Origin of the sequence: Pedobacter sp. MR2016-24, from assembly GCF_026239655.1 — a bacterium.
Lineage (GTDB): Bacteria > Bacteroidota > Bacteroidia > Sphingobacteriales > Sphingobacteriaceae > Pedobacter.
The window spans coordinates 664267-689516 of record NZ_JAPIVO010000002.1; the positions used below are offsets into that span (position 1 = coordinate 664267).

25 protein-coding genes are annotated in these 25250 nt (G+C 41.0%); 13 read left to right on the top strand and 12 right to left on the bottom strand.

The genetic code is table 11. The features are described from left to right. Window positions 1-47 precede the first annotated feature (47 nt). The 5 genes from OQX62_RS07030 to OQX62_RS07050 all read right to left on the bottom strand — a co-directional run bounded on the left by OQX62_RS07030 (window position 48) and on the right by OQX62_RS07050 (window position 4524). Window positions 48-1091 carry an aldo/keto reductase gene (locus tag OQX62_RS07030; RefSeq protein ID WP_265830728.1) on the bottom strand — a complete coding sequence of 348 codons (1044 nt, stop codon included), beginning with the start codon at window positions 1089-1091 and terminating at the stop codon, window positions 48-50. A gap of 84 nt (window positions 1092-1175) precedes the next feature. Continuing rightward, window positions 1176-1643 (bottom strand): GbsR/MarR family transcriptional regulator, encoded by a 468-nt coding sequence (locus OQX62_RS07035; protein WP_265830729.1) that lies wholly within the window; start codon window positions 1641-1643, stop codon window positions 1176-1178. Between the two features lie 37 nt (window positions 1644-1680). After that, the gene (locus tag OQX62_RS07040; protein ID WP_265830730.1) at window positions 1681-2793 is read right to left on the bottom strand and encodes a metallophosphoesterase; all 1113 of its coding nucleotides are present in this window, start codon (window positions 2791-2793) and stop codon (window positions 1681-1683) included. 162 nt (window positions 2794-2955) lie between these two features. Further along, window positions 2956-3921, bottom strand: coding sequence for a helix-turn-helix transcriptional regulator (locus OQX62_RS07045; RefSeq protein ID WP_265830731.1), 966 nt, complete (start codon window positions 3919-3921; stop codon window positions 2956-2958). 150 nt (window positions 3922-4071) lie between these two features. Next, on the bottom strand, window positions 4072-4524 hold the full coding sequence (locus OQX62_RS07050) for a DUF1569 domain-containing protein (RefSeq protein ID WP_265830732.1): 453 nt from the start codon (window positions 4522-4524) through the stop codon (window positions 4072-4074). 472 nt (window positions 4525-4996) lie between these two features. On the opposite strand from OQX62_RS07050, the gene mnmH reads away from it, so the two are divergent. Both mnmH and selD read left to right on the top strand, forming a co-directional pair. Beyond that, complete coding sequence (mnmH, locus tag OQX62_RS07055) at window positions 4997-6073, top strand: tRNA 2-selenouridine(34) synthase MnmH (RefSeq protein WP_265830733.1); 1077 nt, start codon at window positions 4997-4999, stop codon at window positions 6071-6073. Between the two features lie 14 nt (window positions 6074-6087). Further along, the gene (gene selD / locus OQX62_RS07060) at window positions 6088-7137 is read left to right on the top strand and encodes a selenide, water dikinase SelD (RefSeq protein WP_265830734.1); all 1050 of its coding nucleotides are present in this window, start codon (window positions 6088-6090) and stop codon (window positions 7135-7137) included. A gap of 234 nt (window positions 7138-7371) precedes the next feature. On the opposite strand, the gene OQX62_RS07065 is transcribed toward selD, so the two are convergent. The 4 genes from OQX62_RS07065 to OQX62_RS07080 all read right to left on the bottom strand — a co-directional run bounded on the left by OQX62_RS07065 (window position 7372) and on the right by OQX62_RS07080 (window position 10596). Next, the gene (locus OQX62_RS07065; RefSeq protein WP_265830735.1) at window positions 7372-8064 is read right to left on the bottom strand and encodes an SDR family NAD(P)-dependent oxidoreductase; all 693 of its coding nucleotides are present in this window, start codon (window positions 8062-8064) and stop codon (window positions 7372-7374) included. A 43-nt stretch (window positions 8065-8107) separates the two neighbouring features. After that, window positions 8108-8860 (bottom strand): SDR family NAD(P)-dependent oxidoreductase, encoded by a 753-nt coding sequence (locus tag OQX62_RS07070; RefSeq protein ID WP_265830736.1) that lies wholly within the window; start codon window positions 8858-8860, stop codon window positions 8108-8110. 85 nt (window positions 8861-8945) lie between these two features. Continuing rightward, a complete protein-coding gene (locus tag OQX62_RS07075; RefSeq protein WP_265830737.1) occupies window positions 8946-9803 on the bottom strand; it encodes a helix-turn-helix domain-containing protein in 858 nt (285 codons plus the stop codon). Between the two features lie 163 nt (window positions 9804-9966). Next, window positions 9967-10596 carry an NAD(P)H-dependent oxidoreductase gene (locus tag OQX62_RS07080; protein WP_265830738.1) on the bottom strand — a complete coding sequence of 210 codons (630 nt, stop codon included), beginning with the start codon at window positions 10594-10596 and terminating at the stop codon, window positions 9967-9969. Between the two features lie 97 nt (window positions 10597-10693). Here OQX62_RS07080 and OQX62_RS07085 point away from each other — a divergent pair, with 97 nt between their 5' ends. The 3 genes from OQX62_RS07085 (at window position 10694) to OQX62_RS07095 (ending at window position 12822) form a co-directional block, all read left to right on the top strand. After that, a complete protein-coding gene (locus OQX62_RS07085) occupies window positions 10694-11056 on the top strand; it encodes a winged helix-turn-helix transcriptional regulator (RefSeq protein ID WP_265830739.1) in 363 nt (120 codons plus the stop codon). 623 nt (window positions 11057-11679) lie between these two features. Continuing rightward, complete coding sequence (locus OQX62_RS07090; protein WP_265830740.1) at window positions 11680-12435, top strand: hypothetical protein; 756 nt, start codon at window positions 11680-11682, stop codon at window positions 12433-12435. Window positions 12436-12444: 9 nt separating this feature from the next. Continuing rightward, the gene (locus tag OQX62_RS07095) at window positions 12445-12822 is read left to right on the top strand and encodes a hypothetical protein (RefSeq protein ID WP_265830741.1); all 378 of its coding nucleotides are present in this window, start codon (window positions 12445-12447) and stop codon (window positions 12820-12822) included. A gap of 379 nt (window positions 12823-13201) precedes the next feature. Here OQX62_RS07095 and OQX62_RS07100 read toward each other — a convergent pair whose 3' ends face one another. Further along, window positions 13202-13486, bottom strand: coding sequence for an AbiH family protein (locus OQX62_RS07100; protein ID WP_265830742.1), 285 nt, complete (start codon window positions 13484-13486; stop codon window positions 13202-13204). A 359-nt stretch (window positions 13487-13845) separates the two neighbouring features. Here OQX62_RS07100 and OQX62_RS07105 point away from each other — a divergent pair, with 359 nt between their 5' ends. The 8 genes from OQX62_RS07105 (at window position 13846) to OQX62_RS07140 (ending at window position 22181) form a co-directional block, all read left to right on the top strand. Beyond that, complete coding sequence (locus OQX62_RS07105; protein WP_265830743.1) at window positions 13846-14049, top strand: hypothetical protein; 204 nt, start codon at window positions 13846-13848, stop codon at window positions 14047-14049. 28 nt (window positions 14050-14077) lie between these two features. Beyond that, a complete protein-coding gene (locus tag OQX62_RS07110) occupies window positions 14078-14320 on the top strand; it encodes a hypothetical protein (protein ID WP_265830744.1) in 243 nt (80 codons plus the stop codon). 331 nt (window positions 14321-14651) lie between these two features. Beyond that, complete coding sequence (locus OQX62_RS07115) at window positions 14652-15074, top strand: very short patch repair endonuclease (RefSeq protein ID WP_265830745.1); 423 nt, start codon at window positions 14652-14654, stop codon at window positions 15072-15074. A 43-nt stretch (window positions 15075-15117) separates the two neighbouring features. Beyond that, window positions 15118-16380: a DNA (cytosine-5-)-methyltransferase gene (gene dcm, locus OQX62_RS07120; protein WP_265830746.1), complete on the top strand. Its 1263-nt coding sequence runs from the start codon at window positions 15118-15120 to the stop codon at window positions 16378-16380. After that, entirely contained in the window at window positions 16380-17612 is a 1233-nt protein-coding gene (locus OQX62_RS07125) for a type II restriction endonuclease (protein WP_265830747.1), read from the top strand. Before dcm ends, OQX62_RS07125 begins: the two co-directional genes overlap by 1 nt. A gap of 36 nt (window positions 17613-17648) precedes the next feature. After that, window positions 17649-20402 (top strand): EcoRII N-terminal effector-binding domain-containing protein, encoded by a 2754-nt coding sequence (locus OQX62_RS07130; RefSeq protein WP_265830748.1) that lies wholly within the window; start codon window positions 17649-17651, stop codon window positions 20400-20402. A gap of 5 nt (window positions 20403-20407) precedes the next feature. Next, a complete protein-coding gene (locus tag OQX62_RS07135; RefSeq protein WP_265830749.1) occupies window positions 20408-21202 on the top strand; it encodes a hypothetical protein in 795 nt (264 codons plus the stop codon). Next, on the top strand, window positions 21186-22181 hold the full coding sequence (locus tag OQX62_RS07140) for a ComEC/Rec2 family competence protein (protein ID WP_265830750.1): 996 nt from the start codon (window positions 21186-21188) through the stop codon (window positions 22179-22181). Before OQX62_RS07135 ends, OQX62_RS07140 begins: the two co-directional genes overlap by 17 nt. Window positions 22182-22581: 400 nt before the next feature. Here the strand turns inward: OQX62_RS07140 and OQX62_RS07145 are convergent, their stop codons facing one another. Both OQX62_RS07145 and OQX62_RS07150 read right to left on the bottom strand, forming a co-directional pair. After that, complete coding sequence (locus OQX62_RS07145; RefSeq protein ID WP_265830751.1) at window positions 22582-23652, bottom strand: hypothetical protein; 1071 nt, start codon at window positions 23650-23652, stop codon at window positions 22582-22584. A gap of 394 nt (window positions 23653-24046) precedes the next feature. Beyond that, the gene (locus OQX62_RS07150) at window positions 24047-25222 is read right to left on the bottom strand and encodes a TlpA disulfide reductase family protein (RefSeq protein ID WP_265830752.1); all 1176 of its coding nucleotides are present in this window, start codon (window positions 25220-25222) and stop codon (window positions 24047-24049) included. Between the last annotated feature and the right edge of the window lie 28 nt (window positions 25223-25250).

The following is a 25250-nucleotide window of genomic DNA, read 5'->3' on the forward strand; positions in this document are numbered from 1 at the left end:
TAAGAAAAGAACGGGACTGTAGTAGTTCGTCCCGTTCTGTTTACAGTTTAGTATTGTTTGGTCAATTCACCCGTAGATAACAAATGTTCGCGAGGAGCGCTGCTACCCATCATCCAGCCCGGGTATTCCGGTGTAAGCTCGCTTGCGTCATTCAATTTTTTAATGTCGTCTTCCGATAGCGTGACATTGGCAGCTTTCAAATTGTCTTCCAACTGCGCTTTATGTTTAACTCCTAATATGACGCTTGTTACTGAACGCTTTTGTAACAACCAGGCTAGCGCTATTGCGGGCATATTCGTATTATGCCCAGTAGCGATTTCTTGCAGCGCTGCCAGCACGGGTTCACCTTTTACTTCGTCAACAGGTGGGAACTGGATAGTAGCACGCCTGCCTGTGCTTTCACCACTTCGGTATTTGCCAGAAAGATATCCTCCGGCAAGGGGGCTAAAAACCATTAAACCCAAGTTTTCACTTTCCAGCATTGGAAGTATTTCGCGCTCAAGATCACGACCGGCCAGTGAATAGTAAGCTTGGACAGACTCAAACCGAACCGTGTTAAGCTGCTCTGTCTTGCCCAGCGCCTTTTGGATCTGCCAGGCAGCCCAATTGGATATACCAATGTAACGGACAAGTCCCTGGGTAACCAGATCGTCGAGCGCCCTTATCGTTTCATCTAAAGGTGTGGCTGCATCCCAACCGTGCAACTGGTAAAGATCAATGTGATCGGTACCCAAACGCTTCAAGCTCTCCTTTACCTGATTCATGATATGGTAGCGGGAACTCCCGCCGTCATTTGGGCCATCACCTGTGGCATGTCCCATTTTTGTTGAGATCACTAAATCCTTACGCGCAAGGCCCAGGTTCCTGATAGACTTACCTACGATCTCCTCCGATTGTCCGCCTGCATATACATTGGCGGTGTCAATAAAATTAATGCCGGCATCAAAGCCTAGCCGGATGATGTCATCAGCCATTTTCTGTGTTACACCAGAGGCAGCGGCATACCTTCCAGCCGATTGACCAAAGGTCATCGTGCCCAAACACATTTCTGATACAAATAGTCCTGTTTTCCCTAATACTTTATATTTCATAATTCTGTTGTTTACTTCTTTTTAAAGAACAACAACAAAAGTACTTTTTGGTTCTTTACTAGGAGAACTAAATTAAAATAAATATTATTTTATTTGTGATTTTTCCCATTCGCTCAGGGCTTCTTCCATCTTACCAAACATATAATCGGTGAATTCTTTTGCCTGAATCAGTAATTGATTCGTTTCGGGATACTCATCAGAACGGAAAGCTAAAGCTTCAGGAATTATCTGAATAGTAAAGGGGCGCTGCGTACGTACGATGGTCTTCATAAATTCATACCAGGCAGTTCGCTGGATCCGGAAATAACGTTTTCGGTTACCGTTCACCGTAAAATATTCTACCAGGCACCGGGATTGTAACAGCGCTAGACCATTACTGACAGCGCTTTTGCTCATATTAAGGGTTTGCTGTAATTCCTCAAAAGTCTGGTGAGGAGGATCAGCGATCAATAGCAAAGAAAGGATGCGTGCGGCCGCAGGTGGATAGCCGTCTTTTTCTGCTCGTACACCCATTTTTTCAACCATTTGCAGTATGTTCTCTCTTTTACCCATGCTTCAAAAATAATAATAATAATACCAGCTTTAAGAACTATCCTTTAACCAGTCTCAAAACCGTTATCTCGGATGTAGTACCAAGCCTGATCGGCGGCCCCCAAAAACCGGTACCCGGATTTGTGTAAATCCACATGTTACCATATTTGTTTAGCCCTACTGCAAACGGTTGAAACAATTTCATGAGCAGGCTCCATGGAAGAAACTGTCCGGCATGTGTATGTCCTGAGAGTTGCAGATCGAAGTCCGCAGCCGCCTCCTTCGCAATATCCGGGCGGTGAGAAAGCAGGATCTTTAAGTCAGCAGGTGGCGCGTTTTTTATTGCAGCCTGTATATCCGGCTTTTGCTGCGGGTCAACCTCTTTGACCTCGGGATCAATTATCCCCGCAAAAAGTATAGTAGCGCCATTGTGTGAGATTACAGTATGTGCATTAAATAATAAGTGAAAGCCCATTTGCCTAAAATAATCGTACCATTTACCACTATCATGCAGATATTCGTGGTTGCCGGGAATATATAGAACAGGGGCCTTTGCATATAGTTCTGCAATTGGTGCCACTCGATCATGGTACTTAGAAAAATCTCCATCCCCGATATCCCCGGTCAGCGCAATAACATCTACTTGAATTTCCTTAACTTTTTCAAGCACATTTTCTACATAACTGCGATCTATCGCCGGGCCAGCATGCAGATCGCTGATCTGAAGAATGGTATAGCCGTCCAATGAGGGGGCTAAATTCATGATAGGTACATCAACATATTTAATTTCAGGGCCTGCTTTAGCATGGATGTATCCCAACGTTAACAGCAAAAGAGAAATTCCAAACATACAGCCCGTGGCTGTACCGGAGAATACCTGATCAACTAAGCCAGACTTAGCGAATGACAAAGGTACAAAGATGATGTCACGAAGGATGATAAACGCCACCATCAGGCTTAACAATCCCATATCAAAATGGGTAACAGCCCTTGTAACTTTATTTAACCAATCCGGAAGTACATCATACCAAACTAATGGGTATAGCATTAATAGCATTGTCATCACCCCGGAAAAGATCCAGGAATAATAACCTATACCTGTTAACCGGAATTTCAGGAAAACAAAAAGTGCAAGTAAGATAAGCACAGCAATTAATACAAATTTGTTCATTGGGCAATCCCTTAGTTAATCTATTACAAACGACGTCTCAAATGTAATTATTTGTTCTGAACAAGGAGAACCAATTCGGAATTAATTACGTCTTCTATTCTTAGTTGGAACAGAGGTGGGGACTCCCCTGAGTTAACAGTATAACAAAATCGATTTAAATCATTAAATGTTTCCTGAATTAGAAGAATCCCTTAACCCTGCAATCAGGTAACCTCTCAGCTCCTCTCTCAAAAAGACAGGTTCAATAATTTCTGCAACATCAACAAACTTCATAAACCAGCGTGCGAACGCCGTAGGGTGATCTCCATACTCAAAATACATGTGCAAACCTGAATCGGTTATAACTTCGCTTTTATACCCATAGTTTTGCCTTTCCCAAAAAAGGTAATGCGCAAATTTTTGGTCAGCCCTTATTGTGATCTTCGTGATGGTTGATGGCGTGTTATCCTTTCTCAGTTGATCAACTGGTAAATGTTCCCTGGTGAAATCTTGCTGGGTTATAAAAACTTTTTTAACACGGTCGAGCCTGAAATTACGGTAATCTTGCCGTAGATGACAGAAAGCAAGAATATACCAGAAGTTGCTTTCATAAAATAAACCTACTGGCTCAATCTGCCTTGTAATAGCGCATACCTCGCCGCTTTTAATATGAGACAGATTGACAATTTGTTTTTTAACTATACTTTGGAAGAGTAGATTAATTACGTCAGGCAGGTACTCATCAGTGTTCAGCCCGCTCGATACCTCTAATTTGTCCTGCCAATTTAGAAGATCGTTTTTTTGGTGGAGTTGAAAAGAGGCCTTAACTTTCATCAATGCTGCTTCAAAATGCTGCTTTATAAATTGCGTTTCATGTTTTTGCATGATTTTCTCAGCAATCATAAGACTTAATACTTCTTCCTGGGTGAACCGAGAAGGCTGGATTCGATATCCATCCATAATGGAATAGCCTCGGGCCGCTTCATATGTTATAGGAACGCCAGCCGTTTCAAGTGCTTTAATGTCACGATAGATCGTTCTTCGGCTAATTGAAAAAAGAGTTTCCAATTCTTCAACGGTTATTACAACCCTTGATTGAAGAATAAAAAAGATCTTTAATATTCGGTCGAACCGTTTAATGATTTCCATATCAGATGGCAACAAAAATAACTGAATTTGAATAATTTACCATGTGCTCATGTGTTTCCGCTTACAAAAATATTGCTTGAATTTATTTTCATCGATGGGTCTTGCGATCCTATAAATTTAGTATTTAGTTATACGCTAATAGTACGAAGTTTAAACTCCGAATTGTCTCAAATGATGGTCAAAATGTTTCCACTGCATCGTAGCCCATTCAATAGGTGTTAATGAACCGAAAAATATTTGAGGTCGTTGTGTACATTTAGCAGGCCCACCTTCTGAAAAAGCAATTATATGTTTTAAAACTTTTGCTACTTCCAGCTCAAGGTTGCGCTCATCTTTTATTATATAGCTTTTATCCGTACCCATATTCTTAGGCATAGGATCGCTGCTGACTATACCTTTTTTAAGGAAAAATCCTATAGCCCGCAAATAGAAGGGCAACATTTTCGGAGCGGTTAAACCCATAGCCGTTTCAAGGGATGCATTACAATGAGCAACCATCTGGCCGACTTCCATCTTTCCCCATAGTCTCTGGCTTTCAGGAGTCAGTTTATTAAGTCTTTCAATGATTTTTGCTGTATCTGTGCTGTCAAATAAATTATTCATAATCTTTTTTTTTCAAAGATACCTTCGTCTTGTGACAACAGTTTGTCACTGAAATTAAAATTATATTAAAAATATGCACCAGATACTTTAAGCAACTAGTAAGTTCGATAGTGTCTTATACTGAAATAGATTTACAGCTTTCTGGGATAGTACCGGGTTTGATCTCGAAGATCATTACCTCCAGCATTTTACAGATACTCTGGCTAAAAATCCGCAAAAAAATATATGATGGATCGTTAATTCAGTATAATTGTAAAATATCAATAAGATAAACGGAATACATCCGTTTATCTTATTGATATTTTACAATGGATATTCAAACAAGATGCATTGAGAGAAATCATGCAGGAGATCACACTGGCCGGACTTAACCGTGCCGGTTTTTTGGAAAAGGCGGCATTTTATGACCTCCAGTTTAATGTCTGATTATAGAGAACTATTCTGAATCCTTAAAGCCAAATAGAATTCTCAAATGTTAGAACGTATTTGCGCATCTTTGCATCAAATTCAAAGAATGATCAAACCTATTACTATAGCTGACTTTATCAACTTAGCTGAATCTATACCTTTAATCGATGTAAGAACTCCAGCGGAGTTTGAGCAGGGGAAAATTCCAGGAGCATTCAATATTCCGATTTTCACAAATGAAGAGCGGGTATTAGTGGGAACAACTTACAAACAAGTTGGTAGAGAACAGGCTATTTTGATTGGCTTTGATCTAACCGGTAAAAAATGGTCTGGCTTCATCAAGGAAGCCTTAGAAATAGCACCGTCAAAAAAAATTGCTGTCCATTGCTGGCGTGGCGGTATGAGAAGTGGATCGATGGCATGGGCTTTCGATCTTTATGGTTTTGAAGTCTACCTCATACAAGGGGGATACAAAAGTTACCGCAGATGGTCGGTAGAGCAATTTGAAAAGCCTTACCAACTCACTGTTTTAGGTGGAATGACAGGCTCTGGTAAAACTAAAATTCTTCATCAGTTTCATTCCAATAATGAACAAGTAGTCGATTTGGAAGATTTGGCACAGCATCAAGGATCTTCTTATGGGACGATGAACGTTTTGGTACAACCCACGCAGGAACAATTTGAGAACAACCTGGCTTTTAAGCTTCATCAGCTGGATGCTAATAAATTAATCTGGATGGAGGATGAAGGTTTAACGATTGGAAAAAGATGTATTCCAAAACCCCTGTGGGATCAAATGAGAAATGCACCTCTTATAAATCTCAACGTACCCCTGCAGCATCGTATTGATTTGTTGGTTAATGAATATGGTGTTTTAGATCCTGATTTTCTAATCGGCTGTACACAGCGAATTTGGAAAAGGTTAGGCCCTGAACAGACTAAACATGCGATAGAGGCTATTCAGGAAAACAGAATGGCCGACTTTATCCGTATTGTATTAGTCTATTATGATAAAACGTACCATACCGGTTTAAACAAACGTAATAAAGAAAACATTTTTTCAGTAGAGATCGATAGCAGTGATTTTGCGGCTAATGCTGTTAAAATCCTGCAAATGGTAGCATTGAATTTAAAAAACTAACATCAATCAGAAAAATGGATTTACACCATATAAAACTTACTCAATATTCTCATGGCGCCGGCTGCGGCTGTAAGATTAGTCCCGCGATTTTAGATAAAATTTTACACAGTGATCTTCCCGCTGCTATAGATACACGCCTTTTAGTAGGAAACGATAAAAGGGATGATGCCGCTGTTCTTGATCTTGGCAACGGAACAGGATTAATTTCAACAACAGATTTCTTTATGCCTATTGTTGATGATGCCTATGATTTTGGCAGAATAGCCTCTGCAAATGCCATAAGTGATGTTTATGCCATGGGTGGGAAACCCGTTTTGGCAATCGCTATTCTCGGATGGCCAATTGATAAACTTCCTGCAGAGGTAGCTCAGAAAGTATTGGAAGGCGCCAGGGCAATTTGCGCAGAAGCAGGAATTACATTGGCTGGCGGCCATAGTATTGATTGCCCCGAGCCAGTGTTTGGCCTGTCTGTAAATGGTATCATAGACATCAGGCAATTGAAACAAAACTCTACAGCTACTGCGGGGTGCAGATTATATTTAACGAAAGCCCTGGGAGTTGGTATATTATCTACAGCTCAAAAGAAAGGGCTTTTAAAATCTGAAGATGCGGCAGTAGCATTAAAGAGCATGACTACGCTAAACAAACTAGGTGAAATTTTTGGTGGTCTGGATAGCGTTAAAGCAATGACGGATGTGACTGGTTTTGGATTATTAGGACATTTAGCAGAGATGTGTGAGGGGAGTGGGCTGTCTGCTGTTGTTGAATTTGATAAAGTTCCTGTCATATCTTCAGTACCTTATTACCTGGAACATAACTGCTATCCCGGTGGAACGCAAAGAAACTGGAACAGTTATGGCCAAAAGGTGAATACGTTGACAGAACAGCAACGCTTTATTCTGGCGGATCCCCAGACCAGCGGTGGTTTATTAATAGCGGTGGCACAGGAAGGAGTATCGGAGTTTGAACGAATTCTTAAAGAACAGGGGTTATCCGGGGATTACCTCACTCCATTTGGCTGGCTAGAAACTAAAAAAAGAAATGATGTTATTACTGTAATCTAACCTTCTGCCTTATGAAACAACTACATATATAAAGCGGTCCTTTGCTGCTATGTTTCTAACATTACTTATGTTTTTCTCACATGCAGATGATATTCATAAAGAATGAATTACAGTACGGGGATATTCAACCATATAGTATCAGGCAAGCAGATGTAAGATGCCAGAAGTACTTAACCTGAAATTTATCTCGCCATAGATATGATTAATTGTTTTGCAGGGAAAACAATCCCGGCATTACCAGGGAAGTGTCTTGTTGGTATAATCAACATATGCTTGCCGGCCAGAGCCAAAATGATGTTCTACAACATTGGCTACACCCATAACGCTTTCTTCCAGTTCTATCTCGTATGGTACAGTACCATTTAAAGTGCCCATATCGGTATTTACCCAGCCTGGATGGACATTCAGCACGGTACGACCAGCTTTTTGGACGTGAAAGTATAAGCTTCTGCTGAGCGAGTTAAGTGCTGCTTTGCTTGCACTGTAAAGTTCAACAGCTCCTTCTGTATTACCTGCTATGCTTGCCCGGTGGGAGGTCATAAACGCAATCATTCCGCCCTCTTTTTCCAGATATTTTTCTAACCGTTTGGCTAGCCTTACCGGGCCAATAGCGTTAGTTAAAAATAGAGCCGTTACTTCGTCATCATTAACTTCCAACAAAGACTGGTGCAAAGGGCCATATATTCCTGCATTATAAAACATAATATCAAATACCTGTCCACGCAATGAACTTTCTAATTCTTGTACCGAGGCCATATTTACGATATCCACATTTTTTACGACTAACCTGTCAGGAGCTGATTTTCCCATTGCCTCTAATGTTGACTGGTCATCACCTTTACGGCAGGTGCCGGTAACGTGGTATCCTCTTTTAAAAAACTCATTTGCTAAGCCAAGTCCGAGACCTTTTTCAGCACCGACTATCAAAATTCTTTTCTTATTTTCCATTTTATTTATGAGTAGACATTAATTATTTTGCTGTATAACCACCATCGGCAACAACGATAGCGCCTGTCATGAAGCTCGACAAGGAAGAAGAGAGAAATAAGATCACGGTCGCTATCTCTTCGGGCTGCCCGGCCCGGCCAATCGGTTCTTTTGCCCCTTCATTTCTCAATACCTCACGGCCATCGGGGGTAAGGCTATCGAGGATAGGTGTTTCGATCACACCCGGAGCAACTGCGTTAACCCGGATATTTTTTGGAGCCAGTTCAACAGCCAGACTTTTTGTAAACAAGCTTACGGCACCTTTTGAGGTACAATAGGTGACCAGGTTAGCGATACCCACCAATCCGGAAACTGAATCCGTATTAACGATCGTGCCGCCACCGCGGGCTATCATAGATGGAACGGCTTCACTTGCATGAACGAACATGCCTTTCACATTGTCGGCCATTACGCTGTCCCAGTCTTCATCCCGAATTTCCAGAAATGCTTTTGGGAATGACCGTCCGGCGTTATTCACGAGGATATCGACACCACCAAATTTCTCAGTAGCCAGGTCAACAGCACGCCTGGCTGTCGCCCTTTCCGATACCTCGCCCTGCGTAGCGTATACGTTTCCCGGGTATTGGCTTTCCAACTTATAAACATTTTCACTTTTGTCCTCTGCGATTATGTTTGCTCCTGCTTCGATTAACATGGCAACCACGGCCAGACCAATGCCACCTGCGGCCCCGGTCACTATCGCTACTTTACCTTCCAGATTTATATGTACACTCATGCTTACCTTTGTTTATTTTGATGACACAAAGATAAGTCGCTATGTTAGCCTAAAGTTGAAGCTTTCAAACCATTAGTTGATAAAATCAAACAGTGCTTATATTTCTAAAGGATCGTGGTGACTGGTTGAAATTCTTTTTAAAGAAATTGATAAAGGGAGATAGTTCTTCGAATCCAAGACTCCATGCAATCTCGCCGATATTCCATTGGGTATGCCGGAGTAAGGTTTGCGCTTCCTGCGCTACACGCTCTCCGATGATCTGAGAGGTAGTTTTTCCTGTGGTTTCTTTTAAGGCTCGATTAAGGTGATTAATATGTACAGCTAGTTGCGAGGCGAATTCGGAGGGTGTCCTTAGTAGCATTTGCTGTGCAGGAGTTTCAATAGGAAACTGCCTTTCCAGCAATTCAATAAAAAGTGAGGAGATCCGGGTTGCGGCATTCATGCTCGAATAGCTCGAAGCAATTGCGGGCTGCATTTTCATCGCAGTATGGATCAGATCAAAGACCAGGTTTCGCAATACATCATATTTATAAGTATAATCAGATCCGATCTCTTCAAGCATTTTAAGATAAATATTTTGAATCGATTCATTCTGGGTAACAGAGAGCGGAAAAATAGGAGTGTTTCCCGGCTGAAATAGCGGATATTCTTTAATGTTCCCATAATGATTAAAGAATGCTTCAGTGAATATGCAGAAATATCCAGATTGCTCATCTCCTAAAGGCTCCCACTTATAGGGGATCAATGGATTGGCAAACAATAAAGCGTAATCTGCTACATCCACCACCTTATCGGCATAGCTCAACCGTTTATGACCGTTCAACAGGCTGATCTTGAAATAATCTTTGCGGCTGTAGGGAATAGGTTTAGCGTGTTTGCCCAGGAAATCGTCCAGATTGAATACGTTGAAATGCCCCATTTCCTTTTTTAGGTTATCAGGCATGAAGTTCACTTTTTGACTGTAAAAATCCTCAAGGCTTTGTGTTGGCTCCATGTACAAAGTTAACAAAATCAAACGATCAGCTAAACCTCTCGTGCTCTTGCAACTTCTTTATCATAATCCCTAAGCAGCCAACGCTCGCGGGGTTGGCCTGCTTAGGAATTGATTAGTCTATTTTTTTTGAAAATTCGGAGATTGGCAAACGAACTTTAGGCAGTGAAGCGAGATAATCGTTGTCAGTATCCCTGTAGCCTAGAGAAAGAATCACTGAAGCATGAAGATTTTTTTCTGATAAGCCCAAAACTTCATCAAATAATTCAGGATTAAAACCTTCCATAGGAGTAGCGTCCACTTTGAGTTCTGCAGCAGCAATTAATGCTGTTCCTAATCCAATATATGCTTGTTTGCTTGACCAAATAGCAGTTTGCTGGGCTGTCTGGCCAGAAAAATAAGGGGTTAAAGTATCCTTTAAGGCATTGAGCGCGCCGCTCTCCAAATTTCTTTGTTCTTCCATCATTGCCACATAATCGGCTATATACCCGCTGGTAATAGTGTTAAAAGCAGCAAAAACCAGCAAATGAGAAGAAGCATGAATTTGTGCGTTGAATGATCCTTCCGCTAATTTTTGTCTGATTGCAGGATTAGTTATTACCATCAAGCGATAAGGCTGTATGCCACAAGAAGAGGCGCTAAGGTTGATGGCTTCAATAATTTGGTCGATCTTATTTTCGCTGACCGATTCATCTGAGTATTTTTTAACAGCATAGCGCCATTGTAAATTTTTGATTAATTCCATTTTTTATGATTTGATTGCAAAGCTATAACTATGATGTGTACATTTGTAACCTAGTGACAAAAAGTTATAGTGACAAATAGGTAACCACGTGAATGAGATGAAAAAAGAGCTTGACTTGATAAAAGATTGCGGACAAAAAATCCTGGCAATTAGTGATACTATGGAAATTTTAAATGGAAAATGGAAAATGTCCATCATCGCGTGTCTATGTTATAAACCGATGCGGTATTCAGAATTACTGAAAGAAGTAAAAGGAATCTCCGGCAAAGTGCTAAGCCGCGAATTGAAGGACCTGGAAATAAATGAATTGATTGAGCGTGAAGTGTTGACTACTGCACCTGTTGCCGTAGAATACCGGATAACCGATTATGGAACATCACTAAAACAACTTACCGATACAATAGCGGATTGGGGGTTTATTCATAGACAACGCATTATTTCAGGGATGAAAACCGGATAGGAATATGATCCCTAATTTGGAATAAAGCATAAAGTTCTATTACAATCGGAAAGACCTTTTCATCAATGACTGTCTTATACTGAATTAGATTTACAGCTTTCTGGGATAAATTGTTTCAAAGATAAATGAACACATTCAAAATTTTTACCAGAAATACAGTATGGCCAAGATGCCAAAGATGAGGTAATATTGCGTGTGTTATTTGACTGAGAAAGTGCCATAGATGTTGGAGTTGCGTTGCACTGCTTCTTTCTGCCTTTTGATGTGTATTTAATTTAAAATATATTTTTTATTTTATTTAAACCATGCTAAATTAGCATATGGAAAAATTAAAAAAGAAATAAAGAATACGCAATCCTAATTTATAATTAAGAATTGCTTACAAGCCTCGCAGCAAAATCTGATAAATTTAACCTCGCGAGCGTAAGATGAGCAACCTAAAACCCTATATTTGCTATAGGGCTGGTGCTCACTTATGTTTAATGTGAGGGCCTTTTCGAAAGAAAAGGTGGCTTTATCAGAGCCGTGCTACAATAGACTGAGTGAGTTACCAGCCCTATACCTTTTAGGGTGGTAACCCCTCATAGAGGCTTATTTAAATTGAAAAATTAAATAAGATCAATATGAAAACAGAAATCAACTATCACCAGCTTACCATCCCGCTGGAATTCCGCGTTGCCTGTGCCGTCTATAGACTGGATGAGCAGGAAGTATTACAAATCTTCATCAATCACGCTACAGTTTACGATTCGCTTGCGGATCAATATAGTGAAGGTTATTCTGAAGCTTCAAAAACTATCGGCCTTTACGTAGCTGAAAAAAGAAGAACTGCAAATGGCAGTCATGCTTTCAGCCATTGCCTGGAGAATGCTGCAAATTGTTTCAGGTGGATTAATGAACTCGCCGAAAAAGTATTAAGCAGTGCTATAGCTAAAAGGAAAAAGTCTCTGCTGTACATAGATGAACTGTACAACAACATGCAGCGGGTATACACCAGCTCGGATACTTTTTATCTGGATGAAAACCGTTCCTTAAGCTTTACCAAAGACTTTACCGTGCTTTGCGAACTGCACAATTGTTATCCGGCAGAATACCTGGAAAATTTTATGGGTAAGATTTCCATCGCAGAGATGCAGGCCAGAACCGGGCTAAAGATTCCAAATGATAATTTCACTATGGCCTTTTTCATGAAAATAGTGTTGGGTTTTGGAAGGCAAAATACTGAAGTGCCTGAGTTCAGTGACAAGGAAGTAGATTTTATCTGCGAAATGGATGAAATACGTCTGCACATTCACAACGTGCGCAGCCTGCAGCAACGCATCACCATTTTAAAAGAATTCTACCACAAACACTATCAAGACATCAACAATCACAATTAATCCGCACACATGGAAATAACAATCAATGTACAGGTACCAGAGGACTTTATGAGCCTCTGTACCATTTACAATATCCAGCCACAACAATTTGTCCAGTCGTTTATCAATAAGGTCTCTTTTCCTTCGTATTATACCGGAACAAGTAAACAAATGAAATGGGCCACCTTGTTCTTTCTGCAGTATGTTGAGCTAAAGGACCAGGATAGTGATACCGAGTTTGATCTCGAAGATCATTACCTCCAGCGTTTTACAGATACACTCGCTACAAATATGGGGAGAAACAATGACAATGGGACGAAAGCAAGGGAAGCAGGAAGGGAAGTGATACGGGAATGGCAAAAGGCTGTTCTTGCAGAACGGGCTAAATATATTACCGATCAATTATAGTTGGATTACAACGAATCAGGGAGCTTAATCCACCAGATTAAGCTCCCCTTAGCATTGATAGAGTAAAAGACTTAGAATCTTTGATTCCTATCTTCTACACTATCTGAGCTCATTTCGGATTATCTTAAATTTTTAGTAAGTACCAGCTATAACCATAAACCATAGTTGAGATATATCAGCAAAAATATTGGGACTCAAAGATAATGTTCAGTTATCCTGTGTTGACTAAATACGTACGTTTATCGTCCCTAGAACTTAGGACGCCTTTAAGCAAAAGATAGAATTCGTTTTCAATATCCACTCAACGGGCGGCTGAACAATTAAAGAGTAGATTTCGAGCAGAAGTTATTTTAGCGATATCTTAAATGTAGTTTCCCAATTATGTGCCAGCCTTTGGTCTTGTAACTTTAATTTTTAATAAGTTCTGTAATCCCCCTTTCATAGAACAATTCAATAGTTCCATTTCACTGCGTGGTTTTCCACTAAAATAAATTTCATCCGCAAGCTTCAATTTCTCTACCTTAACTAATTTGTCTTCATATGGAAAAGATTCTCCTGCCGTTACCAAGGCTTGGTGCAGGTACCATTTCACAAAGTAGTTATAGCCTGTTTTCAGGCCGTGGGCAAGGTCGAAGCCATTGCCGATTTCGTTCGCTGTTCGCACTCAGGCCGACCCGAAATTTAAAACGGCCATTGATCCTTATTCGGTGAACAGGAAAGAGCACTGTAATTATACCCATCCCTTCGGTTTAAGATTAATAAGCATTGGTTTAGTACTCCTTTACATATCGGCATTAGGAGGTTTAACTTAGGGAATGGCAGTGATGCAATATTTTTCTTCTTACGGATTGGCACTGTTGGTCCCGTGCCCCGAAAATTAAATAACATACCGGGAGCCGCCTTTATTTTAGCCGGGGCCGCCTTGGTATTAATCGTTCACTTTAATTAAATTTGTAAATGGATCTTTCAATAAAACCAAGCCAGCCACAGACACATACGTAGAATGATTTCTTCTATTCTGATGTGGAGCCAGATCAAATTTACATCATAGCCGAAGATCCTGCTGATTTTGCTCATAACGACGAGATACTGGTTGTAAATCTGAAAGAGTTACAGCGTAATGTGAAAGACCCGAGTGCCGCAGCGCGGGAGTCCGTTCGTAAAGATGAACTGGTAGTGATCAGTGAAGATCTGGAGAATTGTATTAAATCATGGAATGATCGCTGATTTGGAACATATAATTAATTATTAAATCATGAGCTTCTGGAAAAACACTGGCTACTGCTATCAGGATATTACAGAGATATCCGAAGAAAATCTACCGGTGCTTGTTAATGCAATGACGAAGGAAGATATCCAGCAATGGCTGAGATGGAATGATCCTAACGGAATCTACAGCGATGAACAGTCATTTAAAGAGTTAGGTAATATTATGCCCCGTGATGAAGCGCTGGAGATTATGATTCGTCAGGCCGAAGACAATCGGGTGCTCATATAAAATCAAACATCAAGTTAACCGAAATTAAATGCTTGGAAGATGTGGCAGCTTTTATGCATTGCCTCATTGAAGAAAGCGCAAAGGTACATCCCGACACGGATTTCAATGATTATGTTCATATGCAAACCGGAGAGCCAACTTACAAACGTGAAGAGGCCGCTTTAAGAAACCGGTTAATGGAATAGGCTTTTGAAATTTGTAAACGCAACGACGAGGATATCTACAGTTTTATGCACGAAATCTTTTTGAAAGAGACCGTGCTGGATAAATTAATTCCTCTGCCATCTGCGATAACCTCCAATTTTGGCACCTGATTTGTCGGGACGCTCATATGGCCGATGTGCATTCTCCTGCTGTAAGAAGTTTTAATATGTCCCGTATCAGGGCCAAAGATACAAAGCCAGAGATGCTGGTCAGGAAATTTTTGTTTTCCCAAGGTTTCCGTTACAGGCTTCATGATAAAAAATTACCCGGAAAACCAGATATCGTCCTTCCCAGATATCTTACGGTTATTTTTGTCCACGGTTGTTTCTGGCACGGGCATGACGGTTGCCGGTATTTTGTTGTTCCAAAAACCAGAACCGAATGGTGGATGAATAAATTATCGAACAACAGAGCCAACGACAAAAAAGCGGTCAGTAAACTTCAGGAAGCAGGTTGGAAAGTAATTGAGTTGTGGGAGTGTGAATTAAAGAAAAATTCAGTCGAAAATACCCTTGCAGGACTGTCAGCTAAAATCAGCCCCGTTATTTAAGGAAAAATTTCGTTAGTTTGCATTTGTAAAATGTGTATACGAAATGGATGAAAAAGCGGTTGTCAAAGACCTGAAGATCAAAACAAAAAGCATCAAGAAACTACTTTCCGTACCGGATGATTTTGACCTGGCGTTGCTCAGTCACTACCATTCTACTGGAAATGTTATATATAGTGATGCAGTAGGATTACTGGATAAATATGCACATCTTACAAAAAAAGTGACCGTTGATGACCTTTATACGCAGGCACAGTTAAGTTTAACCAGGAGTAACGTCATTCCCTTTCCATCTCCTGAACCGGGCACGGAAACATTCACATTTATTGATCTCTTTGCAGGTATAGGTGGTTTCAGAATGGCACTGCAGGATCTTGGTGGAAAATGTGTGTTTACATCAGAATGGGACAAATACAGCAAACAAACCTATTTTGCGAACTATGGTGATTATCCTTTCGGTGATATCACGAGCGATGAAGTCAAAGCGCACATACCTGCTGAATTTGATATACTTTGCGGTGGTTTTCCCTGCCAGCCATTTTCACTCGCAGGGGTTTCTAAAAAGAACAGTCTGGGCAGATTACACGGCTTTGATGACGAGAAACAGGGTAATCTGTTCTTCCATATAGAAGACATCCTCCGTACGCACCGGCCAAAAGTTTTTTTTCTGGAGAATGTTAAAAATCTGGTAAGCCATGACAAGGGGAATACCTTTAAAGTAATAAGGCAAACTTTGCTGGATCTCGATTATTCATTTGATCCCAAAGTTATTGACGGCGCGGCGTTCGTGCCGCAGCACCGTGAAAGAACTTTCATGATTGGCTTTGATAAAAGGGTATTCGGCAACGACATTAAGTTTAGTTTCGACTCTGTTATTTATCCTGATAAGAAGCAAGCGGTCAGGAGTATCATTCAGTCCGAAGTTGAACCCAAATACACGCTGACCGATCATCTCTGGAAATATCTGAAAGACTACGCCCAGAAACATAAGGAAAAAGGTAATGGCTTTGGCTACGGCTTGGTTAATCTTGATGGTGTAACTCGCACGATCAGCGCACGCTACCACAAGGACGGAGCGGAAATTCTGATACCACAAGATGGCAAGAACCCTAGACGCCTGACACCGCATGAGGCAGCTGCGCTTCAGGGGTACCCGATATGGCCGATCAATACCAAAAGCAAAACCAGATCACTCCGGATCCCGGTTTCTGATACTCAGGCTTATCGTCAGTTTGGCAATTCAGTAGTCATGCCGCTTATTAAGGCTGTCGGAGAACAGGTTGTTAATTTATTACAGCTTCAGAAATAATGGCGAGTCCGTTATCCCGGTTTTTCACAGGCGTTGGTGTCAAGCGATTGAGCCAGGTGGAAGTAGCACCTGATGCTTCAAATCAGCATGAATTTAACGGGATAAATGAGTTCCGTAGTATTTTTGGGTCTGAAAAGAGAAAATTCGGTGCCAAATTTATGTACCTGACGGACGACGAAGAAAAACTACTGGAAACGGATGGCTTTATGACTTGGTATGATGCACGGGAAAACCATCCGACCCGGACTGAGTTTAGGTTTTACTATTCTTCCAACGAAGTACTTTCCGGATCTAATACAGGTGATCTAGTGGTGGTTGGCAGAACCGGTGAGGACAAACTTGCGGTAATCATTGCGCCACAGAATTCTACCGCTGAAAAGCAGCTGCTCTGGCTCTTCGGAATGGAAGAAGCCGGTAACAGATTTTCAGTGTTGGATTTAACGGAAGATAAAAAAGACATAGGCTACGCAGGCCGCTACATTCTTTCTTCTCTGGGCATGGAAACTGAAGAAACTGCCCCGGATTTTCTTGATGACCTGCTGCGTTTGTTCGGCAGAAGGTTCCCTTCCACTAAGGAGTTTTCTGCCTATGCTAGATCAACGGTAAAGGGTGTTTCACCGGTAGAGGAACCTGACCAAACTCTTATGGCCTGGCTGGAACGGGAGGAACTGCTTTTCAAAACACTTGAGAAAGTAATTGTAAAAGAGCAACTAAAAAAAGGATTCGGTCAAGACGGCACCGACGTTGAAGAATTTATAAAACTATCATTGAGTATTCAGAACCGGAGAAAGGCCCGTGCAGGCTTTTCGTTTGAAAACAATCTGGAAGTCTTATTCAGCCTGAATAAAGTGCACTTTTCACACGGAGCTGTAACCGAACGTAACAATAAGCCTGATTTTATTTTCCCCGGGTCACGATATTATCACGATAAACAATATGATAGTGCTATGCTTACGATGCTCGGCGTAAAAACCACTGCCAAGGATCGCTGGCGTCAGGTGCTTTCCGAAGCAGCAAAGATCCAATCTAAACACCTTATTACACTTGAACCGTCGATCAGCAGAAATCAAACTGAAGATATGAAGGCGAATAACCTTCAACTGGTAATTCCACGGCCCCTTTTCGGTACTTTCACTCAGATTCAGCAACAAGACCTTATTGACGTAAAAAGTTTTATCGAACTGGTAAACGACCGCCAAAACAGATATAGCGCAACTCCGCTATTATTTTAATATATTTATCGTTTAATCAATGCTAATGAACCGCATATGACAAACGAAGTTTCGGCTGCTGTATCAGCTGTAAATGCCAATGTTTATAGTTTTTGCAAATTTATATCTCCAAATGACGCAGGAACCACTGGCGCACATCAGGCAGGACTTTATATACCAAAAAATTCCATTTCGCTTGTATTTAACCAGCCTGGAATCCACGGGCAGAACAAGGAAAAGTTTGCAACCATTGTGTGGTCTGATAACATTACATCCCGATGCAGGTTCATATACTATGGGCAGGGAACAAGAGATGAATACCGTGTTACACGACTTGGGAGAAGTTTCAACGTCGATGACCTTGTTGTGTTAGTAAAGGAGGATGAAGAAAACTATCTCGGCTTCCTGCTCAGAAGCGCCCAGGATAAATCCATTTTTCTGGATCAGTTTCAAATGTCAGATGACGATACCAACAAACTAATTGACAAGTCATTATTCGTTGGGTCATTCTCTAGTGAGCCACAGGAACTCGCCCCACCTGCGACCGATACACGTACTATAGTCCCGCAGTTGAATAATGACCTAACACAAAATCATTCTATCAACTTCCGGCCTAAGGCTCATATCCTCATCCTGCTCGGCGAAGAACTTATCAAAAGCCCTGTAATGGCCATTTATGAGCTTATAAAAAACGGATATGATGCTGATGCGAAAAGCATTCATGTAACATTTCATAATATCGACAGGATAGACGACGCTGTTATAGAAATCACCGATTCAGGGACGGGGATCACGGCGGACGTTCTTGAAAACGTATGGTTTGAGCCGGGGACGGATTTCAGAAAGCCGGTAAACATTGATGGTGTACGAACGATCAAACGCAGCCCCATGTTCAATCGCATACCTATGGGTGAGAAAGGTGTTGGTCGTTTCGCGGTTCACAAACTAGGTAACCGTATAAAACTCGTTTCGAGACCAGCCCGGGTTATTCAGGATGCTGACGGTAAATTTGTACGAACTGAGCTCCTTGATTACGAAATTACTGTTAGTATAGACTGGAGAAGATTCTCTCAAAGCCGCTATCTCGATGATGTTGGTATTGAGTGGACGATGAATAGTGATCCTGCTACGTTTTTGTTTAAAGATTCGCATGGAACGTTCATTCAGGTCGCAAGCCTGAAAGAAGAATGGACGCGCGGAATGGCGAGGCAGTTAAAAAAGCAAACGCTTTCGATGGTGTCGCCAAAAAATGATCCCAGTAAATTCCGTATCGAGCTGGATTTTGGAAACTGGTGGCTCAATAATATTCCGGAAACCTCCAGTCTTCTTGAACTTGCCCCATACAAGGTTACAGCATTTGTCGACAAAGACTATAATATGACCTTCGATTATGAGTTTCGTCTCGCTAATAATAATGAAATCGGAAGCCGGATTATAGACAATAAATTGCCGTCATCTGAATTGGAACATTACGAACATAATATACGCGGTGAAGTTATTCCCTACCTGCGCGAATCTTTAGAAGAACAGGAATATGAAAACCCTGTCATAGAAAATATAGTTGCAGAATTTGACGCGGCAGAATTACCATTCGGTAATCTCATGCTAGAGATGTATTCATATGATCTCGATTCCATGTCGCTGAGAGACGTCACAAATAGTCCGAAAAATATCAGGGATCTCCTGCGCGACCATCATGGCATTAAGGTTTTCAAAGGCGACCTGAGGGTCTATGATTATGGTGATCCGGGAAATGACTGGCTAGGGCTTGATATCAAAAGAGTTAATAATAAAGAATGGTTTTCTAACAACCAGATCATTGGGTATGTCTACCTGGATCCAGAAACATCCGGACCATTAATCGAAAAAACAAATCGTGAAGGATTTATACATAACGCTGCTTACGCGAATTTCGTTGTTGTTCTTGAGTATATCCTTACCGCCTTCAAAGCTGAAAGATTTCATGATCGCCAGCGCTGGTTGAAGTTCAACCAGAAAGGAACCGGTGGAAACACATTTGCTGACAGACTTCAGAACTTCCGTGGATTGATATCGGGATCAGGTCTTGATGCAACCAATCAGGCCCTTTTGCTTGAAGAAGCCAATCGCGTTGGTGAAAAATATAATGAGGACAGAGATGCCTTACTTATTCCTGCTGGTGTTGGAATGACGGCCTCATTTGCAATGCACGAAATAGAAAAGCTTATTCCACGTATGCAGGAATCTGTCGCAGAAGATCCCGTAAACAAGTTCAGAATAACCTCACAAGTTTCCGAATTGAAGGACTACTCGGAAGGATTACTGTCTGTACTGAGAAAAGGCGGAGCCGTGAATATGCCGGCGGTTCAGGTTGTAAAGACGGCCGTCGGCAATTACAATTCCAGATTACAATCGTGGAAGATCGACGTATCAATTACCCCCGGGGGAGATGACACGATTATGCTCAAAGCCGACAGAAGACTTATCGTCACTGTTTTGATGAACCTTATCGACAACAGCCTTTACTGGCTCGACACCGTTTATAAAGATTTCAAAGGAATTTTCATCAAGATTACTAAAATTGAAAACGGGGTTTCAATTCTGGTCGTTGACAACGGTCCTGGTTTTAAAGAGACAGTCGGAGATATCGTAACACCTTATTACACGCGAAAACGTAATGGCATAGGTATAGGTATGTATCTGGTAGATACGATCATGATCAATTATGGCCGTCTTAACATTATAACAGACCGCGAAGAACTTTCCGGAAGAGAAGTTCCTGAAATATATACCGGCGCAGCCGTTGAATTAATATTTAATAAAAATCAATAAGCATTATGTCTGAATTATTATTGGAAGCCCCTGTACTTGCACTTGGAACTAAGATTGCTATTGTAGACGACAACGATGACGATGCGACTCCTCTTGAATTAGAGCTGAACAAATTGTCCATAAGCAATCATTACTACAATGTTGACATATTTGATCCCCACTATCCGGCGCAACCATTAAAAGATGTTGAGATGGTATTTATGGATCTGTACTTTGTCACTGATTTTGGCGTGCAGTTTGATCCTTTTGCTTGCACGGAATGGTTGAAAAGAATAGTTCCTTATGGACAAAAGTACATACTTGTAGTTTGGTCGAGGGATGCAGACGATTACACACAAGAACTGCTCGCTGCAATGGCAACAATCGATATTACTATGCCATATTTCACTGATTCAAGAAGCAAACAACGATACAGAAATAAAGACAATTCATTTGATGTACCAAGGTTGCTTGATGACGTTGGCGCAAGATTGAAAGAAATTCCGACGGGCAGTTACGATTATTTTGGTCAGATACTTGAGGTTGACGAAATCTATCAGGAAGTACTTATCAATTGCCTTATGGATGAGGATAAGAACGTTTTCGAGGTCAGAAGATTTGACCTTCATCTGTTTGACAATTTCTTGAAACCCACACCGGAACAATTTATCAGAATTAAGATCACAAATAAACCCGGATCGAGTACCATTGACTTTCTGGAAGAGAATGCCGACCTGAGTAAAAAATTTATTAAAACGGACCCAATTGGTCTTGATGATATGGACTGGCCAAACATTTCGGACAATGAAGGTAACCTTTAAAGACGTAGGACAAGGTGATTCCATTATTCTTGAATGGAACAGCGACGGAATAGATAAAATAGGGATAGTAGATTGCAACATAAGAGGCAAAACGGATAACCCGGTTGTGTCATATTTACAGAACAGCAACTACAAAGTGATCGAGTTTTTGATTATTTCCCATCCTCACTCTGATCATTATTCCGGTATTCTTGATTTGCTTAATTACAGCGAGCAGAATGAAGTTGAGATCAGGAGAATAGCCAGTACATTTATGTTGGGGGACCTTAAAGATTATTTCAAATATTTCGAAATAACCCCCACTGACACCGAGTTGTTGACTTCGATACGTGTAAAATGGGTTGACATGATAAAAAAAGGTCTGATTGGCCGGGAGGAGACTTTGCTCGACGGGAAACAAATGCAAATTGATAAGGAAGTTACGATTGTGTCACTTGCGCCATCAATGCAGGATGTCAGAGATTACCAGAAAATAGTGAAGCTTGATGCAAAAGTTAACGTCAAAGAAGCAAGTCGCGCAGCAAATTTACTGTCGACACTTTTAAAAGTGACCTATCAGAGTTATAACTACCTTCTGACAAGTGATACAGAAAAGGTCAGTTTTCTTCGGGCTTTTGATAATGAGCCCCATCATTTTTCTGGTGTAAATTTCCACGTATGTCAAATTCCACACCACGGTTCAAAAAAAAATCATGCGCCTGATTTCTGGAAAAACATTGGAAACTTTAAAATTCAGAATGCCATTGCATCAGCCGGAAAAGGTTATGGACATCCTTCTATTACGGTTTTAAAGGCGTTTTACGATACAGGTTATGAAGTGTACTGCACAAACATATTGAATGGAATGACAGATTTTGCAAAGATTCTGCTTGCACGCCAAAAAGCACTGGACCCTTTCAGCAAATCTGCACCAGAATACATGAAAGCCAATGATAGATCTTTCATCGTTGATGGCGGGAATGTCGTTCTAGAAAAGTGACATAAGAATTATTGGCAACTAATGTTTATTTAATAACCATTTATAGGAGGTGAAGTATTCAATAATCTACCTTTTTTATTTTGTTCAGTCCAATTTGGTTTCCTTTTTGCACGATCTTGTGGGCTAAAGCACTTAACAAAGTCATGTAAGCTTTCGTATGTAAGAGGATTTTTTTTGAGGGTATGATGAACATTAGTTCTATAGTCATAAAAACAAATATCTTTAGCCTTTACTCCGGTATTCAGGAGTAATAACTACATAGAATTCATTCCTTATTAAAGCAATCTTTTTCTTCTTTTTAAGTCTCTGAAGTGCTTTTTTAATTGCTTCATCTGAGTGTTCAAATTGACCATGTACTTCTGGCAGTGAAAAAGCATACCTTCCATTGGAACGCAGTTCATTAATAAAGGTTCCTGTTTTCTGGTTTAAAATTCACCAGGATCAGCCTGGCGATGACCAGCAGCTGGTTCTTGGTTTTCCCGGTGAAACGAAATGCGCCGATAAATATCAGGATTTGTATCCCTTCAATGCCGATAGGAATGCGGTTAATGAAATCCTCCATCGATTTATAATTTCCATTCCTTTCGCGTTCGGCAACAATTTCCAGTGCAACCTTGCCTTGCAAACCGTCTAAGTGCATAAAACCCAGGAAAACTTCAATACCATACAAAGTAGTAGTATACTCACTTTTATTGACACAGGGGTTCTGGATATGTGCACCAGACATCCTGGCTTCATGGACATAAACTTCGGTTCGGTAAAAGCCGCCCATGTTGTTGATCACGGCGACCATAAACTCTATGGGGTAATGCACTTTCAGGTACAAACTCTGGTAACTCTCCACGGCATAGGATGCGGAATGCGCTTTACAAAAAGAATAGCCGGCAAAGGACTCAATTTGCCGGTAAATCTCTTCGCTCAGTTTCATGGGATGACCCTGCTGCGCACAGCTTTCGAAAAAGTGTTCTTTCACTTTCTGCAATGCTTCCTTAGAACGGCCTTTTCCGCTCATCGCCCTGCGCAGGATATCCCCGTCGGCAGCGGGCAATCCACCATAATGCAGTGCAATTTTGATCACATCTTCCTGGTATACCATGATGCCATAGGTTTCCCCGAGCTGTTCTTTAAATACCTCATGGAAATACTCAAAGCGATCGGGATAGTTATGCCTGAAGATATATTCTTTCATCATCCCGCTCTGCGCTACACCGGGCCGGATGATCGAAGAGGCGGCCACCAGGATCTTGTAGTCATTGCATTTGAGTCGCCGTAGCAAACCGCGCATGGCCGGACTTTCAATATAAAAGCAGCCAATGGTTTTTCCTCTTTCCAGGAATACGTTACAGGCAGCTTCGTTTTTGGAAATGGCATTGTCCCGGATGTCTACCTTCACACCGCAGTTCATTTCAATGAGCCTTAAGCTTTCATCGATATGGCCTAGGCCACGCTGTTCGAGTCCATCATGATCCACTATGCCAGAAGCCCGTTTTAACGTCTTAGAAACGGGGTTTTTGTTTTTTAGCTATCTTTCAGTTAGCTATAGTGTCGAAGGCAGTCGTCCTTTTGGGCAGGATTTACATAATTTTTTGTTGAACTTCACGCAAGTGATGGTACCACCATATTTTTCTACAATGTTTACCGCTGTATTTTTTGCTTTTATAATTATTAATCCTTCCAAAAACTGTAAAGGGAAACCTATATCAAATCACCTGCAAGGCTATAGTAGGCTTTGCAGGTGATTCACTCTGAAATAGTGGTACAGTTAACTTAAAGATATTCAATTAATTTTCTATACCCTTTACAACCAGATATTAATATGGGCGGCACATGCCGCCCGTGTTAGACCCTGTATACTAAGGTTAAATTTACTGTTCACTGAGTAGCTTTACTAAAATGTTATTTAGTTCCTTACCTCTCAAATCTTTACCAATGATCTTTCCTGAAGGATCGATCAGGAAGTTTGCAGGGATACTTCGTACACCATAAATTTTTGAAGCTGCATTATCCCAGCCTGTCAGATCGGATAACTGTGTCCATGTCAGGCCATCTTTTTCGATAGCAGTAAGCCAAGCATCTTTTTTACCAGGATTGTCCAGTGAAACACCTAGAATAGTAAAGTTTTTGTCTTTGAAAGAATTAAATGCTTTTACCAAATTTGGGTTTTCAGCACGGCATGGCCCGCACCATGACGCCCAAAAATCAAGCAACACATATTTACCCCGAAAATCGGATAATTTTACTGGCCTGCCATTTACATCATTTTGTGTAAAATCAGGTGCCTGTTTCCCTTCCGACACCAGCATTTCTGAGGAGGCCCGGGCCGATTTCTCTTTGAGTTTGGTCAAAGCTACACTTCTTATTTTGCTACTTTCATTTTGACTTTCCAGTATTGTAATAAGTGAATCTGCTCTAGCTTTACTGACTGAACCTCCTCCAGCAACATAGTACGTCATCAGTGGCATCAATGTTGAACCAGGATGCTGCTTAACAAACTGTGATTGGATTTCATTCAGGTCCGCAAAACTATCTTCGTATGCTTTCAGGGCCTGCACCCTTACATCATTACGTGTCAAATAACTCACAGACTGCATTTTCTCTACAATAATGTTGACCCCTTTGAAAGCTTTAGCGAAAACCTGATTATATTGATGATATACTTCAGCTGATGCTCCCGTTTCTGTAACATTTGAAATGGAACCATCCAAAATCACGTCTGTTTCACCTTTAACAATGATCAATCGGGCCTTAACTTTTTCTGTTACATTCATTTGGTCCAGCTCAGGACCCAACGCCAGGGTTAATTCTATCGCATCGTTCTCTATTTCTCCAGTAAATTTATAAGTTCCGTTGACAACAGTTGCACTGTCAGTTTTCCTATTTAAGTAATCCGGATATATCAGGAAAACTTTGTCTGGCATTGCTGCCATATTCTTAAAAGTACCATTGATGACAAACTGGGTTGCTTTTTGCGCCAATCCAACAGTATGCAATACGGCGATTAATGTTAGTGTAAATATGATTTTTTTTGAAATTTGTTCCATTTTTTTTAAAGCTGAGTGATGTTAGCTA